Annotated in this window: 14 protein-coding genes; 3 read left to right on the top strand and 11 right to left on the bottom strand. The window is 41.0% G+C overall.

Annotation, left to right across the window (positions count from 1 at the left end; translation table 11 throughout):
* Window positions 1-75: 75 nt before the first annotated feature.
* A complete protein-coding gene (locus tag MMP72_RS04960) occupies window positions 76-939 on the top strand; it encodes an EamA family transporter (RefSeq protein ID WP_241315096.1) in 864 nt (287 codons plus the stop codon).
* Window positions 940-965: 26 nt separating this feature from the next.
* Here the strand turns inward: MMP72_RS04960 and MMP72_RS04955 are convergent, their stop codons facing one another.
* From MMP72_RS04955 to truB, 3 genes are all read right to left on the bottom strand, one after another.
* Complete coding sequence (locus tag MMP72_RS04955; protein WP_241315094.1) at window positions 966-1,412, bottom strand: hemerythrin domain-containing protein; 447 nt, start codon at window positions 1,410-1,412, stop codon at window positions 966-968.
* Window positions 1,413-1,564: 152 nt separating this feature from the next.
* Entirely contained in the window at window positions 1,565-2,335 is a 771-nt protein-coding gene (locus MMP72_RS04950; protein WP_241315092.1) for a TSUP family transporter, read from the bottom strand.
* An 11-nt stretch (window positions 2,336-2,346) separates the two neighbouring features.
* Window positions 2,347-3,240: a tRNA pseudouridine(55) synthase TruB gene (gene truB, locus MMP72_RS04945; RefSeq protein ID WP_241315091.1), complete on the bottom strand. Its 894-nt coding sequence runs from the start codon at window positions 3,238-3,240 to the stop codon at window positions 2,347-2,349.
* Window positions 3,241-3,377: 137 nt separating this feature from the next.
* Here truB and MMP72_RS04940 point away from each other — a divergent pair, with 137 nt between their 5' ends.
* On the top strand, window positions 3,378-4,424 hold the full coding sequence (locus MMP72_RS04940; protein ID WP_241315089.1) for a lipase secretion chaperone: 1,047 nt from the start codon (window positions 3,378-3,380) through the stop codon (window positions 4,422-4,424).
* A gap of 104 nt (window positions 4,425-4,528) precedes the next feature.
* Window positions 4,529-5,503 carry a triacylglycerol lipase gene (locus MMP72_RS04935; protein ID WP_241315087.1) on the top strand — a complete coding sequence of 325 codons (975 nt, stop codon included), beginning with the start codon at window positions 4,529-4,531 and terminating at the stop codon, window positions 5,501-5,503.
* A 53-nt stretch (window positions 5,504-5,556) separates the two neighbouring features.
* On the opposite strand, the gene rplS is transcribed toward MMP72_RS04935, so the two are convergent.
* From rplS to MMP72_RS04895, 8 genes are all read right to left on the bottom strand, one after another.
* Entirely contained in the window at window positions 5,557-5,928 is a 372-nt protein-coding gene (gene rplS / locus MMP72_RS04930; RefSeq protein WP_241315086.1) for a 50S ribosomal protein L19, read from the bottom strand.
* A gap of 212 nt (window positions 5,929-6,140) precedes the next feature.
* Window positions 6,141-6,878, bottom strand: a complete 738-nt coding sequence (trmD, locus tag MMP72_RS04925) for a tRNA (guanosine(37)-N1)-methyltransferase TrmD (RefSeq protein WP_241315084.1) — start codon at window positions 6,876-6,878, stop codon at window positions 6,141-6,143.
* A gap of 45 nt (window positions 6,879-6,923) precedes the next feature.
* A complete protein-coding gene (gene rimM, locus MMP72_RS04920) occupies window positions 6,924-7,472 on the bottom strand; it encodes a ribosome maturation factor RimM (protein WP_241315082.1) in 549 nt (182 codons plus the stop codon).
* Window positions 7,473-7,492: 20 nt separating this feature from the next.
* On the bottom strand, window positions 7,493-7,750 hold the full coding sequence (gene rpsP, locus MMP72_RS04915) for a 30S ribosomal protein S16 (protein WP_241315165.1): 258 nt from the start codon (window positions 7,748-7,750) through the stop codon (window positions 7,493-7,495).
* 165 nt (window positions 7,751-7,915) lie between these two features.
* On the bottom strand, window positions 7,916-8,395 hold the full coding sequence (locus tag MMP72_RS04910; protein WP_277606327.1) for a prepilin-type N-terminal cleavage/methylation domain-containing protein: 480 nt from the start codon (window positions 8,393-8,395) through the stop codon (window positions 7,916-7,918).
* Window positions 8,379-12,614, bottom strand: a complete 4,236-nt coding sequence (locus MMP72_RS04905; protein WP_241315078.1) for a PilC/PilY family type IV pilus protein — start codon at window positions 12,612-12,614, stop codon at window positions 8,379-8,381. The genes MMP72_RS04910 and MMP72_RS04905 overlap by 17 nt, the downstream gene beginning before the upstream one ends.
* Before the next feature lie 13 nt (window positions 12,615-12,627).
* A complete protein-coding gene (locus MMP72_RS04900; RefSeq protein WP_241315076.1) occupies window positions 12,628-13,362 on the bottom strand; it encodes a pilus assembly PilX N-terminal domain-containing protein in 735 nt (244 codons plus the stop codon).
* A 2-nt stretch (window positions 13,363-13,364) separates the two neighbouring features.
* Window positions 13,365-14,465, bottom strand: coding sequence for a PilW family protein (locus tag MMP72_RS04895; protein WP_277606325.1), 1,101 nt, complete (start codon window positions 14,463-14,465; stop codon window positions 13,365-13,367).
* Between the last annotated feature and the right edge of the window lies 1 nt (window position 14,466).

Genomic DNA, 14,466 nt, shown 5'->3' with positions numbered 1-14,466 from the left:
AAAATGCAACCATCACACAGTATGATCATCATAGCCGTTGTTTAGACCTTTTTACTTCTATTTCGTAGATCTGCCATGAAAAATCTTCAATTGGTTGCAGTGCTGTACATGATCCTATCCATGGTTGCGTATCAGATCAGTGCTTCGTTTGCCAAGCAACTGATCACAACACTCGACCCACTGACAGTGACGATTTTAAGACTCAGCTTTGCGACCATTATTGTTGCGGTCATGTTCCGTTCATGGACGATCTTGTCCAAGCTCAAACAACTCAAATGGCGGGATTTATTGCTGTACAGTGCTTCTTTAGGCTGTATGAATATCCTATTTTATACCTCTTTGGGCAAACTGCCCCAAGGGATTGCCGTTGGTTTAGAATTTATTGGCCCTTTGAGTCTGGCTTTGCTCTCAATCAAACAACGTAGTGATTATATTTGGGTGATATTTGCGATTATCGGCATTGCATTGATGGTACCGTGGCATGATGCCAATCAGCATAATTTCTCTTATATTGGCGCAGCATGTGCTTTAGGTGCTGGATTTTTCTGGGCACTTTATATTTATTTTGGACATCGTGTAGCTCAGCAAGATATGGGCATGCATGCGCTTACCATTGCAATTGGTTTATCGGCATTGACCTTACTGCCTTTTGGTCTATGGAGCAATGCACCCGCCTTACTTGATACTCAATACTGGGGCAAAGCCTTAGTGATCGCAGTATTAGCAACGGCTATTCCCTATGCACTGGATTTAATGGCACTGAAACGCTTAAGTAAACTCAGCTATGGTACGCTCTCAAGCCTTGCACCAGCCTTAGCCGCGTTGGCTGGCTTGGTCATCTTACATGAGCAAATTAGCCTAATTCAGTGGGTTGCGCTTGCATGTATTATGGCAGCATCTATCGGTGTGACCTTACGTGGGGAAAAGCAAGTTCCCTAGACATTGTTATGAGGGGTAGCTCAATCTTAAGTTTCTGAAACCTTATATTTACGATATTCCTTTAAATATTTCTGAGCGAGGCTTTTTTTGTCAGGATCAGCTAAAATTTTTCCTGCTTGCTGAAAAAATGTATGCTCCTCCTCTTCCAAATGATGATGCACTGTTTCACTGAGCTGTTTAGCTGTCGCCAACCAGCTTGGATTGCTCATATCCGTTTCTTCCAGTTTTTCGATTAACTCATCCATTTCATGATGTTCTGCCAACGCATGGCGAGTAATATCCAAACCCACATCATTAAACATCAGTGGAATATATAAATAACGATCCTCAGCCACTGAATGGGCATATAATTCATTTTTTAATAATTTAAATAATTGTTTTCGCTCATCACTCAGTCCGCTGGTTTGAATTAATTTTTGAGCGAGACTGCGTTGTTGTTCATGACTTTCTCTGAGTGCTTCAAATATATTCATCGATCACCTCTATGATTGGCTAACAACATCAACATATGATTTAAAGCCATCATTATGCTGTTGTGCTTGGCTGATCCTCCATATTAGAAAGTGTCGTTTTTTTATACAGCGCTATTTAAGTATGTTTTTGTAGTGAAAATTTACATTGAGATTCAAGCTGCAACCATCATTTGATAGCCTAATCGACAAATTAAGATACTGACCAAAATAAGAAAGAGAATACGGATAAATCCACTGCCATATTTTAACGCTAAACGTACCCCTAATAATGAACCTGCAATATTTGCTACCGCCATCATTAAACCTAAACTAAACAACACATGCCCTGTCGGAACGAAAAAACTCAATGCAGCCAGATTGGTCATGAAGTTTCCAATTTTTGACAAAGCAGAAGCATGTAAGAAATCGACTTGTAAAAAACGAATAAAAAAGAAAATAAAGAAACTGCCTGTTCCTGGACCAAAAATTCCATCATAGAAACCAATCGCAAGGCTACCGATTGCTGCAAAAAACAGTAACTTTGGTGTGATTCGCTGATCAACATGTACTTGCCCAAACTGCTTTTTCATCAAGGTATAAATCGCGATCACGATCAACATGAACAAAACAAACGGTCTTAAAATATGGGTTGGAATCATTGAAACGCATGCAGCGCCAGCAAAAGAACTGACAAATGCAAAAATCGCAATGACCACCAAGAGTGGCCACTTCAATTTAACCCGTCGTACAAATGAGAATGCCGCTGACGCAGTCCCACAGATGGATGCCAATTTATTGGTACCAAAGATGGTTGCTGGGGCTGTTTGAGGTAATGCACCCATCAACGCAGGGATTTGAATCAATCCCCCACCGCCAACAGCGGCATCAATGGTTCCTGCACAAAAAGCAAAGAACACTAAACTCAGAACCAGTTCCCATTCCATCAATGCTTACTCTACAAATTCAAAAGGCGTTTTGGCACGAGACGTTTCTTATCGGTGATTTCAGCCAACCCCAAACAACGTTCGCCATCAAAGACCAATACTTCCGCAACGGCCTCATGTTCAATATTACTTTCCTGACCATTACCAAAATATTTTTCACGTCCTTCTGGTAACTGAACTCTAGGAAAATGCTCAATAGGTGCATACACAGGAAGTAATAACGCATCTCGGTCTTGTTGCGAGAGGCTTTCTAAATATTCAATGGTATAGCTTGGATTGATCTCAAAATGACCTGTTTGGGTACGGTGCAATTTCGTTAAATGCCCACCACACCCTAAGGCTTCACCAATGTCTTCACCAAGCACACGGATATAAGTGCCCTTAGAACACCTTACATCTAGCGTTAAACTATCTTCATTAAAATCAATCAGGCTCAAGTCGTAAATCGTCACTGGACGCGCTTCACGCTCAATCTCAATGCCTTGACGTGCCAGCTCATACAGCGGTCGTCCATCGCGTTTTAAAGCGGAATACATCGGTGGAATTTGCTGAATATCACCACGGAATTGTGCCAAAACCTGTTCAATGCTTTCTTGGGTTAAAGGTAGTACTTCTCTCTGCTGGAGAATTTCACCTTCGACATCACCAGTCGTTGTCGTTTGCCCTAACTTGACTGTAGTTTGATAACGCTTGCTTGAATCCAATAAATAATGCGAGAACTTGGTTGCTTCCCCCAAGCAGATTGGCAATAGTCCTGTTGCCAACGGATCTAAAGACCCTGTATGTCCTGCTTTTTGAGCATTAAAAAGTCGACGTACTTTTTGCAATGCTGAGTTTGAACTGATCCCTAAAGGCTTATTTAATAAAAACACACCACTGAGATGACGATAAGCACTTTTTTTCATAAATAAAAGTCGAAATACAAAGATACATTTTAGCAAAACTATTCATCGGATTTTTAAAAATTAGCTGTTTAAAAAAACAACTATTGTGCTAGATTTCTTTTCGTTTTCGAAAACAAAAAGAAAATGGATGATATCTAATGAACAAAAATGGGAAAAAGATCAGCAGACGCTATGGGGTATTTATCATTTCGGTACTACTGCTGCTGGTGTTGTATGGGTTATATCCCAAACAAGCAAAAACTGTATCCAACTCAGTACAGCAATCAAGTCACACACAAGATCAGCACCTATCTCATGATACTCCACAGAAAGCTGAGAACAAATTTGAGGATGATTTTCGCAGTATAAGTCAATTAGACACCGCAACAAATTGTCAATTGCAGTTTAATGCCTCACAGCGTTTGATCATAAACGAACAAACTCGAAACTGTTTCGAATATTTTATTTCACAATATGGGGAACGAAATATCAACGAAATTCGGCATCATTTTCAGCTCTATCTTGTTCAACATTTTCAAGCAGCACAACAGCAACAAATTCTGGCGCTATGGACACGTTATTTAGACTACCGACAAAAACTTGCTCAATTACAAGTCGATCAACCTACACAAGAAAATGTGGATTACTTTCAAAGCGTTTTTAATGCAATGCACGATTTAAAACAACATTTTTTTTCCAGCATGGAAATACAAGGTTTATTTGGTACAGAAGATATTTATCAACAATATATGCTAGATCGCATGAAAATTTTGGAAGACGCCAAACTGAGTGAAGCAGCCAAAGCACAACGATTACAACAACGTTTTGACCAATTACCTCAGCAATGGCAAGAGAACCTCAAAGCATTATCCCAATTAGAGGATTTACGGGCTTTAACAGCACAGATTCAAGCGCGACATGGTTCAGCCCAAGAGCTACGCAATATGCGTGTCAGCCGAGTCGGTGAAGCAGCAACTCGACGTTTAGAACAACTCGATCAACAAAGATCAGACTGGAAACAACGCGTACAGCATTATCTGAATGAGCGTCAAAGTATTCTTGATAGCAATATGAGTTCATCGGCTAAAGTACAAAGCATTCAAAAAATCCAACAACAACAGTTTCAATCTGTACAGGAACAACGACGCTTACAAACTTTTGAAACAGTCTATGATCAAGGAGGAACACTGCCATTTAGTAATTAGCACGTACGATAAAACATTGCAATAACGCTATTGAGCACGGAAGCAATGTGAAGTTCGCAATCACATTAAGACCCAAATGAAAACAAAAAATTGAGAGTAATACAATGCAAAAACTTATTCGCTACCTAGCTATCTCGATGATAGCAATGGGTATATCCAACAGTTATGCCTCCAATGCAACACAAGTGAAAGTAAATGCTATTCACTCCAACTATGCCCAAACCAAATACCCAATCATTTTTGTGCATGGTGTCGCTGGATTTTCTCGTGTTGGCAGTGATCCTTTAGGTGTAGATTACTGGCATCAGATTTTACCTGATCTTGCTCGAAACGGCGCAAATGTTTGGGCAGCACGTCTTTCACCCTTTAATTCCAATGAAATCCGTGGTGAACAACTGCTACAGCAAACTGAGGAAATCCTCGCGATCACTGGGGCCCAAAAAGTGAATTTCATTGCCCATAGCCAAGGTGGTCCTACCTCACGTTATGTTGCGGCAATGAAACCTGACGCCGTAGCCTCTTTAACCAGTGTGAGTGGAACACATAAAGGCTCACCTGTTGCCAGTCTACTCATGAAAAGTAATGGAACAATTTTGGGTCATGCAGGGATTGCCATGACCAACTTTTTCTCGGCTGCAACCGTGTGGGCACAGGGACTCGACCCAAAAAGCTATCCACATGATGCCGCAGCAGCGGGGCATAGTATTTCGGTAGAAGGCTCAGCTCAGTTTAATGCACAGTTTCCTATGGGTGTTCCAACCACAGCCTGTGGTGAAGGAGCCTATCAAGAGAACGGCATCTATCTGTATTCTTTTTCAGGAACGCAGCCTGTGACCAACCTACTTGATCCTCTTGATCTGATGTTTGGTGGAACAAGTCTGATTGTTGATCCGAAAGGTGATAATGATGGTATGGTCAGCCGCTGTAGTGCGAAATTCGGGCGGACTATTCGAGATAATTTATATTGGAATCATGCCGATGAGGTCAATCAAGTACTCGGATTGAGATCAATCTTTGCCCCGAATCCTGTTGATATTTACCGTCAACACGCCAACCGTCTCAAATTACAAGGACTATAAACTGACATAAAAAAATGCGCCTATTGGCGCATTTTTTTGCATTTAAACAAAGATTAACCTTGTTTACGCGCTGGTAATTTTTCACGAATACGAGCAGCTTTACCAGTCAATCCACGTAGGTAGTAAAGTTTCGCACGACGTACATCACCACGACGTTTCACTTCAATTTTAGCAACGATTGGAGAGTGAGTTTGGAAAACACGCTCAACACCAACACCACTAGAAATTTTACGAACAGTGAAAGCTGAGTTCAAGCCACGGTTTTTCTTCGCAATCACAACACCTTCATATGCCTGAAGACGTTCACGGTTACCTTCTTTTACTTTTACAGAAACAATAACTGTGTCGCCTGGAGCAAAAGCTGGGATATCAGTTTTTAACTGTGCATTTTCAATTACTTGAACTAAAGGATGTTTACCACTCATTGTGGGAATCTCCATAATTGCGGGAGAGAAGAGGTCTCTTACACCGCTGGGGATAGAGGCTAAAGCGCATATCGACCCGTTTAACTTTCTCTTGAAAACAGACTGCCTTCAAGAGCCTATTTAAACTTAAACTCAGTTTAAGTCTCAACTCAAAGCATCGCTTCTTGTCTGGTTGAGGACCTTTCATTCCTCTGTGCAAAGATATCTCTCTGCTAATCTTTATTTACCAGCCATTTTTTTTGCTGCTTGGTCAACTCAACTTTTTCCACCAACTCTGGTCGGCGATCTAAAGTTCGTTGATAACGCTGCAAAAACCGCCATTTCTCAATATTGGCATGATGTCCTGATTTTAAAACCTCAGGCACATCCAAACCTTCAAAATGGTCAGGCTTGGTATATTGTGGGCAGTCCAATAGACCATCCACAAAAGAATCTTGTATTGCCGACTGCTCATCAGACATCACATTCGGCAACCGACGAATAATACTGTCTAATAACACCATCGCAGGGAGTTCACCACCCGATAAAACGTAATCCCCAATTGACCATTCTTGATCAACATAATGTTGGATTAAACGTTCATCGACCCCTTCATAACGCCCACACAATACAATCAAGCCATCATAGTCGACAAATTGTTGTACTGCCTGTTCATTTAAGGTTTGCCCTTGTGGTGACATATACACCACAGGAGCATGAACACAGCCTGCTTGCATCGCAAGTTGTTTAGCATGGCAAATCGCTTTCGCCAAAGGCTCGGCCATCATTACCATACCAGGACCACCACCGAATGGACGTTCATCCACTCGTTTGTAGTTGCCCTCAGCAAAATCTCGTGGGTTGATGCAAGTGACTTGCACGATGTCACGTTTCGCCGCACGCCCGCTAATCCCGTACGCTGTAATCGCGTCGAACATCTCAGGAAATAATGTGATGACTGCAAAAAACACCGCAGACTCCTTTATTATCCTGCTGCGCGACTATCCTCTAGAGGATTAGTAATCTACGCCCCAATTGACGTAAATACGACCAGCTTCAAGATCAACGCGTTGTACCACATCTTTGTGCCAAGGAATCATACGCTCCTCAGAGTCAATGCTATCAAGGGTTGCTTTTACAACCATGACTTCATTGGCACCCGTTTCAAACAGCTCATAGATTTGACCAAGATTAACTTCCTGTTCTTCATCATCAAGACCTAACACTGTTAAACCTTTCAGATCAGACCAGTAATACTCGTTTACATCTGCTTTTGGGAGCTGTGATTTGGCAATCCAGATATTTGCGCCAACTAGGTTTTCAGCGCCAGTGCGATCATTTACACCTTTTAACGCAACAACCAAGCCTTTGCCATGTGGTTTCCAACGTTTCACATCAGTTGTTTGCCAACCTGCCTTCGTCTCAATATACCAAGGCAGGTAGTCAAACATATTGCTCATAGGTTCAGTATTTGAATAAACCCAGAGCCACCCATTTAATCCATAAGCTGAACGTAACTGTCCAATCTGAATACGATCTTCTGGTACATTCTGTATTGGTGTCATGGGCTACCTACTACAATAATTTATGCAGTAGCTGCAGCTTTCTTAGCTTGAGCAGCTAAAGAAGCAACACGCTCAGAAGGTTGAGCGCCTTGAGCAACCCAGTGTGCAAAACGATCAGCATCTAAACGAACTTTTTCAGCTTGACCTTGTGCAGTTGGGTTAAAGAAACCGATACGTTCGATGAAACGACCATCACGTGCATTGCGGCTATCAGTCACAATAATTTGATAGAACGGACGTTTTTTTGCACCACCGCGCGCTAAACGAATAACAACCATGAGAACAACCTTATAGTTTTTACGGATTATCCCTGTGCCGACCATCGACAGCATTTCAAACCCCTTTAATAGAGGGCGACATTCTACGTTAAATTTACACTGAAAGAAAGATCAAATATTAAGTTATCCGCAGCTTTGAATTTAAATGATTGAAATCCCAATTTATTACCAATCTTCCGATTCCGCACCACAACTTTGGTTGGTCATATTGGCTGGAGTTTTAGTTTTACATTTTATGCCAATACTGGTGAATAATAAGGAATAATTACGGGGACTTTGACTTTCAGCTTTGAGTGACCAAGCCTGTGAATCCACTGTCAAAATCAATGTGAATTTTTGATTTCCAGTTGTCTTATCCAAAGGAATAAGCAAAGTTGTATTGGTTGCATTTGAAACATCAAAATAAGGGCCTTTATTTGTCGATGTTCCTTTCAATACGAAACCCTCATAACTAAAGTTACGTGTTCGATGCTTTTCTAATAAAGCAGCGATTTTATGCATTTCTTGTTGTGCCGTTGATAAATCGGCTCGGCGCATATAAATGTCATAGCTGGGTATCGCGATTACTGCCAGAATAGCAATGATCGCGACTGTAACCATGAGTTCAATAAGTGTAAATGCGCATTGTTTATTCATTACTTTCATACCATTTTAATGGTACAAGTTGACGGCGCATGGTGTTGGTTGGCATTGCATTTCCACCTACGATGCTATCTTTGGCACTTGGATTTAAAATTTGGCGTGTCAACTCATTTTTCTGGTCAAGCCCCGTACCAACACCCGCCATCACATCAACAATACCTCGTCCTGCACCAAAGCTCATTTCGGTAACATTTTGCTCACAAACACCAAAAGGTAGACAATAACGTTGTACCGTAGTGATGCCTTGCGCTTGTACCCGACAACCATCTGTTGTACCGTTTGGATTATAAACACTGGCATATAAGCTCTTATTCATCACCACCATTTCACCCAATACTTTACTGGCTGCTGTATTGGTTATCTGCTTTTCATTACCATTTGGATCAAGTTGCTTGCCAATCACTGTTTCAGCAGATACATACCAACCATTTTGCACACGCTTATTGCCTGAAGCCTGTAAGTCAACCAAAGTTAAAGCTACACCATTCAAATCAGCAATTTTCATTTCTTCTAAATCGCTTAATAAAAATTTTGCTGCCGTGTTACGGTCTTCAAATTTAAAATTAGGGTGTATCACTTCTCGATCGAAAAGATTATAAATCGTACTGGTTGAGGTTTTATCACTAAAGGGAAGACTACGGTTTCCTGAGGCAATGCTAATGACTGCACGTGGCTGTTCATAACCATACACACTAAAGTTAGGCGCTTCATAAAAACGTTCATTGGAATTTTTAAAAATAAGGCGAGCAAATCCAGCGTTATTGCCAACACCTAAATTAGAGCCAAAATCTATACGCCAAACCTGTCCACCCAAATCCCCAAAATAAAGATGATCGGTCAAACCATCACCATTACGATCTGCGATATTAATCCTGCTCACCACACTATATTTCATCGCTTCAATCGTTAAGCTGCTTTCAGTATTGGCACTGGCCCACCATAAAAGTGCGCCATTTTCAGCATCAAACATATACACACCAGCACCCTTTTCATTCGCTTGATGTGTATAGTTTTGATCTTCATACCGAGCGTCATAACCACCACCAACGATCATGACGCGTTTCAACTCGCCATTCCATGCGATCTGAGTAATGGTTGGTTTTGACCAACTCTGCCCCATTTGGCTTAAGGCGGCTTGCGTATTTGCATCATCTATAATCGTATCTTGATTAATAATACGTCTATGCTCAGGATCAATATGAAATTTAAGTTTTGGGGTATTTAAGTTAACCAGATCAAGTGCGTAATAGCTTCGCCCACCCATCCGTAAGCCACCATAAACAATTTGTTTTCCCTTTGGTGCTTTACTGTTTGATGAGTCTGTTGAACCAACGGTGACTACAACTTTACTACTCCCATTACTGCCCTTTTTCATGCCATAGACATATTCGCTATATAAGGTCCAAGCCCCATCTATGCCGTATGCCATATTGGCTTTGAGACCTGTTTTTTCTTTTAAGAAAGCATTCCTTTGTCGGCTATTTTCAAGCATTTCATTTGGAACAAAAGCGAACTGCTCTTTTCCTGTCTCAGCATCAACCACATGAAGTAGACCTTGTGTGGTACCAAACAACATATAATCTTTTCGTGTATCCTCAACAACATCACCATTTGCGTCAAAAGTCGCCTCTTGAGTCAATTTTATTGGTGTAGAATGCAGATTCATCCCCACTTGCCAATTGATGCGATTGACTTCAGTTAAATCTCCAGCTGTTGCCCCTTTTTCTAACTTATAACCTAATAAACTCATAAGATAATAATCTTCATCATTCACATTATCTCGCGTATTTGGATCAAGTACACAACGAGCTAGATTTGAAGTATCTAAATAATGATTATCAATTGCCTTAAGTTGACGTGTAGCAGTAAACCGAATATTACCATTACCATCATTTTCACAATCACGGTTAATCAGTAAGGTACGTCCAGTCGTATTTTCAATCGTACTCAAATTCTCAAGTTTGGCGAGCAGACCACCTTTATTCCAATCTTTTACGTCGTAACCAGATGCACTTGCACTCCATGCATCTTTAAGCTTATAAACAGAATTATCATCTTGGGTATAATATTTTTTAAAGTTCCCCAACCAACTGGCTTTTTCAGTCGGTTCAAACATACTTTTATAGACATCATTGGTCATACGGTATGGTGTCAGCGGATCAGCAGGAAGCGTTTGCAAACCAATTGGATCTGACTCCATTTCAACAAGGCTTTGGTTAAAATCCAAAATCCCCTCAGCAATACTTTGGGCACTAGATAGTTGATACCAACCGCCGCCTCCATGCACGCCCCAACGAGCCAAGTTTGCGACATCTGCATTATAAGCAGCTTGATCTAAAGGTACAGGCAAGACGTTATTGAGTATTTTATTAAGCTTTTCAAGTAAATCCCCTAAACCAAGCAACGATAGAACAGGGTTTAATGCTTTTACAATGTTTGCTACGGGTTGTAGTAGACTTGATAAAACAGTTTTCGGTGCTTGAATCGTCCCTAATTCCTCTGATGTTTTGGCATTCGGAATATGAGCAAAGTCACGGCCGATTCCGCCAACACCTGTTTTTATACCAACGCCATTATTATAAGTACCTTCTTTTAGAATACCTGCATAATTGGCAATACAAGACCATGTCGCAGATGTTGAACCATTTGTCCAGCCACTCGGAACAGTGCCACAATTAAAAATGGTACTACTGGATGGGTCTAATGATCGACTCATTAATTTACGAACAGGATTATTGCTGGTGTTAAAAGGCTCTCTTGTTGCTCCCCCTAATAATCCATCGAGTAGATTTGGATTTAAATCTGGAATACTGCCAGTTAAAACATACAAGCCTTTGGCGCTACACTCAGCACTCGTTGCAGGCGGCCCAACATAACGATTCCCTAACCGGCTCGCAGTCGTCGAGACAGGAAAACCACTATATGCAGATGCATATTGAAGATTCTCATTATAACGATAGAAAGATTTCCATTGATTGAGTTCTAAACCAATCAAAGATGTACCAGTCGTAGGTAAATCATGGCAATTTGTACTATTTGTTGATGTACATTGATTTTTATACCAACCAGGCGCATTTCCGCCTAGACCTAATAAACTACTATCCCTAAAAGCAGCCGACCAGTTAACACACTTTCCTACCTCATCAAGTGTACTACATTCTTGATACTCCCCTAATTTTATCAATCCAATACCTAAAAGGCTTATTTCTATTTTTCTTGCACGACCAACTTCAACAATCCCAGTACCTTTAGTGGTATTACTGAGCAAATAAGCACCAGTTTCAGCATAGGCTGTGGCTGTCGGTGTGCTTAAGCCAGCAAGGTTTTTTAAATCATTAATTAAAGTCGGAATCGTACCTAAAGCACCAACAATCAAGCCAACAAGATCAAGCGCCAAGAGTTTTCCAACCAGCTCATTCACTTTTGTGGTAATACTAGCCGCGGGATCGACACTGCTCACTTCACTTATTTTTGCTTTAATTTTGGCACGTTGTGCGGCATCAAGCGGCTTTGCTTCAACTGCAATCATACCTGCCAACTCATTTTTTCCAGTGCCTGATTGATTCATGGCTGGAAAAACAGATAGACCCACAGAAACGTTATCAGGTAAAGCATCAATCCCTTTTCCAGAGTTACCGTCAATCACATCATGGATTGCTTGTTTAACACGGTACAAACGGTTGTAACAACGATAAGCTGGGCCTGCAATTGCCAACGGTGGATTCTCAACCAGCTCACAACTGTCTTTAATATATTGCACGGACCCTCTTAGACCGAGTAAATCTGCGCCTAAAATAGGATTGGTAATACCATCAACACCTTCTAAAATTTGCGTTACCAGCAATGAAGGAATGTAACAGGAATGTGGATCTGTTGACGCACCAGTATTCAATTTCACCAAACCCAATAAATTAAGATCAACCGTAGCGATATTGCCCAATAAACTGGTGACATTGCCAAGTAGACTGCCACTTAAACACAACGGATAGTCACGCTGTAAATCTGCAATGGGATCAGCTCCCATACTTTGGGATAAATCCACCATCAACATAATTGTATTACTACTACTATTTTGCTGATAAATCTCAATATCACTTGCAGACGCAACTGAAGAGAGCACTAAAAAACTCGACAACACCGTACAACTCAACAATAACCCTTTTGTTCTATTTTTTTGTTTACGCTCACGTTTTGTTAGTTTTCTCATTTTATTATTATTCATGACCCTTTCTCCCTTATGAACCTGATGGTTCAAAGTCAGATAAGAAGCGATATTCCGCGACTTGCATATTATACAAAAGGCTTTCTTCATTATTCTTTAAGCAGTCAGCCACTTCATTTGTGCCATCATTATCTATACTTTTGGTTAAACAGCCCTGTTTAGTATCCGTACTCCCCAAAAAGAGCGTCTTATTTGGATCGAACAACAATCCCTTCATCACCGATACCACATAGACACGTAAACGGATGTTGTTTTCAGTTTTTGCTCCTAAGCTTTCAGTCCCACGAGCAAGGTCAGCAAAGGGTACTGATAGATCTTCTGTCTCTCGTTTGATATAAACTTGCGTTACCACTGCCGAACGACCACTAGACACTGAGTCGTTATTACATGCTCCGCCACCCGTTGCCATGTTTAAGAAAGATGAGCTATTTAAACGATAACTTGCATTACTTAATTGAAATGGCTCAGCTCCCGAAAAACAAAATACCAATTCGGCCTCTCTATGGTTTTCATTTCTAAAAAATCCAACAATTCCATTTGTAGCGGTAATATGCGGTCGAAATGCAGGATCCTGAAAAGCCATCAACGCAGCATCAGAGTTTTGCAATAACAACGTTTGCATTTGATTATTGCTCACCAATTTTAATGAGCTAATACTCTGGCGAATTGCGAGCGTTCCTATAATCGTAATCATCAACACGATCATCAATACAATGATGAGCGTCGAACCTTTTTCATACTGAATCATATTCAAGCCCCCCCAGTACATGTTGAGGTTGCACTACTATCGCAACCTTCAGTCACCCAACCCATTGCATTTCTAAGTGAGACGGTCTGATCAACAACTTGGCGTAAACGAGTATCTTGATACGTGGGTGTTAGTGTCACCTTGATACCGAGCACCTGAAATGGTTCTTTATTTCTTTCTTTAATAATGTTTTGATTACCAGCTGTGTCTGCCGATTGGACCAATACACCAAGTTGAATCGCATGGACATGCGGGCGTACAGCCTGTATTACACCATCAATATTTTTATTTTTAGCACTCAAAGCCATATAGTTCTTAATATCTGTATAAGCGAGTGTGCTATCGGCATTATCCAGTTCGCCATCGATATAACCTAAACGAACCTGAAAAAAATCAACATTCGGTAAAATAACCTGACTATCTTGCCAGTCTAATGATAACGGTGGATCTGTTTCACTGATGAGGTCCAGTTGGGCTTGCGTATATTGGGCTGCCTGACAACGCAAAGAGCGGCGCAAATCTGTTGAAGTTGAACCCACATAATATCGTTGCACCACGAATGTATCTTTTGCTAATGTATTTCCAGAACAATCGAAGCCCCCATGTGGTGCCTGATAACGAATTAATAGCTGGTCATTGGTTAGCCCTGCTACATTCGCATTTCCAAAACTCGTTAGCTTATTATCAGAAAAACAGGCTGTACAGTTTAGATTGATTTTCGACCCTACATTATTCGATGTCAGGATGATCCCAGAATAAGCAATTTGATCATTAACAGCTGGGATTGGAGAGCTCAAATTAGCCTTACGGACATCATCAATAATAAAGTTCAAACCAAAACTTGCACTGTCCTGAATGTGTGACATCGCTTTTTGCAGCTTATAACTTGTTACCCCAGTAATAAAAAGCTGGATTGCGGCGGCAACAATAATGAGACCTAACGCAAGTGAAATCATCAGTTCGATCAAGGTAAATCCTGAGACCCGATGAAACCGAGCAACGCTCGGTCGAGTCGCAAGACGAGAAGCTATGCTTCGAGTACGAAGACTCTGGCTGCAAGACGAAGAACTCTGTTCAAAGGGATTTGTGAGACTTTTTTTCATT

The organism is Acinetobacter sp. NIPH 2699 (genome assembly GCF_022549355.1).
Classification (GTDB): domain Bacteria; phylum Pseudomonadota; class Gammaproteobacteria; order Pseudomonadales; family Moraxellaceae; genus Acinetobacter.
The sequence above is the reverse complement of the archived record's forward strand: the minus strand, read 5'-3'. Positions and strand labels throughout refer to the sequence as shown.

What these genes read in the sequence shown, in the direction of transcription:
- MMP72_RS04960 (WP_241315096.1), top strand. Translation starts at nt 76, where the DNA reads ATGAAAAATCTTCAATTGGTTGCAGTGCTGTACATGATCCTATCCATG.
- MMP72_RS04955 (WP_241315094.1), bottom strand. Translation starts at nt 1,412, where the DNA reads ATGAATATATTTGAAGCACTCAGAGAAAGTCATGAACAACAACGCAGT.
- MMP72_RS04950 (WP_241315092.1), bottom strand. Translation starts at nt 2,335, where the DNA reads ATGGAATGGGAACTGGTTCTGAGTTTAGTGTTCTTTGCTTTTTGTGCA.
- truB (WP_241315091.1), bottom strand. Translation starts at nt 3,240, where the DNA reads ATGAAAAAAAGTGCTTATCGTCATCTCAGTGGTGTGTTTTTATTAAAT.
- MMP72_RS04940 (WP_241315089.1), top strand. Translation starts at nt 3,378, where the DNA reads ATGAACAAAAATGGGAAAAAGATCAGCAGACGCTATGGGGTATTTATC.
- MMP72_RS04935 (WP_241315087.1), top strand. Translation starts at nt 4,529, where the DNA reads ATGCAAAAACTTATTCGCTACCTAGCTATCTCGATGATAGCAATGGGT.
- rplS (WP_241315086.1), bottom strand. Translation starts at nt 5,928, where the DNA reads ATGAGTGGTAAACATCCTTTAGTTCAAGTAATTGAAAATGCACAGTTA.
- rimM (WP_241315082.1), bottom strand. Translation starts at nt 7,472, where the DNA reads ATGACACCAATACAGAATGTACCAGAAGATCGTATTCAGATTGGACAG.
- rpsP (WP_241315165.1), bottom strand. Translation starts at nt 7,750, where the DNA reads ATGGTTGTTATTCGTTTAGCGCGCGGTGGTGCAAAAAAACGTCCGTTC.
- MMP72_RS04910 (WP_277606327.1), bottom strand. Translation starts at nt 8,395, where the DNA reads ATGAAAGTAATGAATAAACAATGCGCATTTACACTTATTGAACTCATG.
- MMP72_RS04905 (WP_241315078.1), bottom strand. Translation starts at nt 12,614, where the DNA reads ATGAATAATAATAAAATGAGAAAACTAACAAAACGTGAGCGTAAACAA.
- MMP72_RS04900 (WP_241315076.1), bottom strand. Translation starts at nt 13,362, where the DNA reads ATGATTCAGTATGAAAAAGGTTCGACGCTCATCATTGTATTGATGATC.
- MMP72_RS04895 (WP_277606325.1), bottom strand. Translation starts at nt 14,465, where the DNA reads ATGAAAAAAAGTCTCACAAATCCCTTTGAACAGAGTTCTTCGTCTTGC.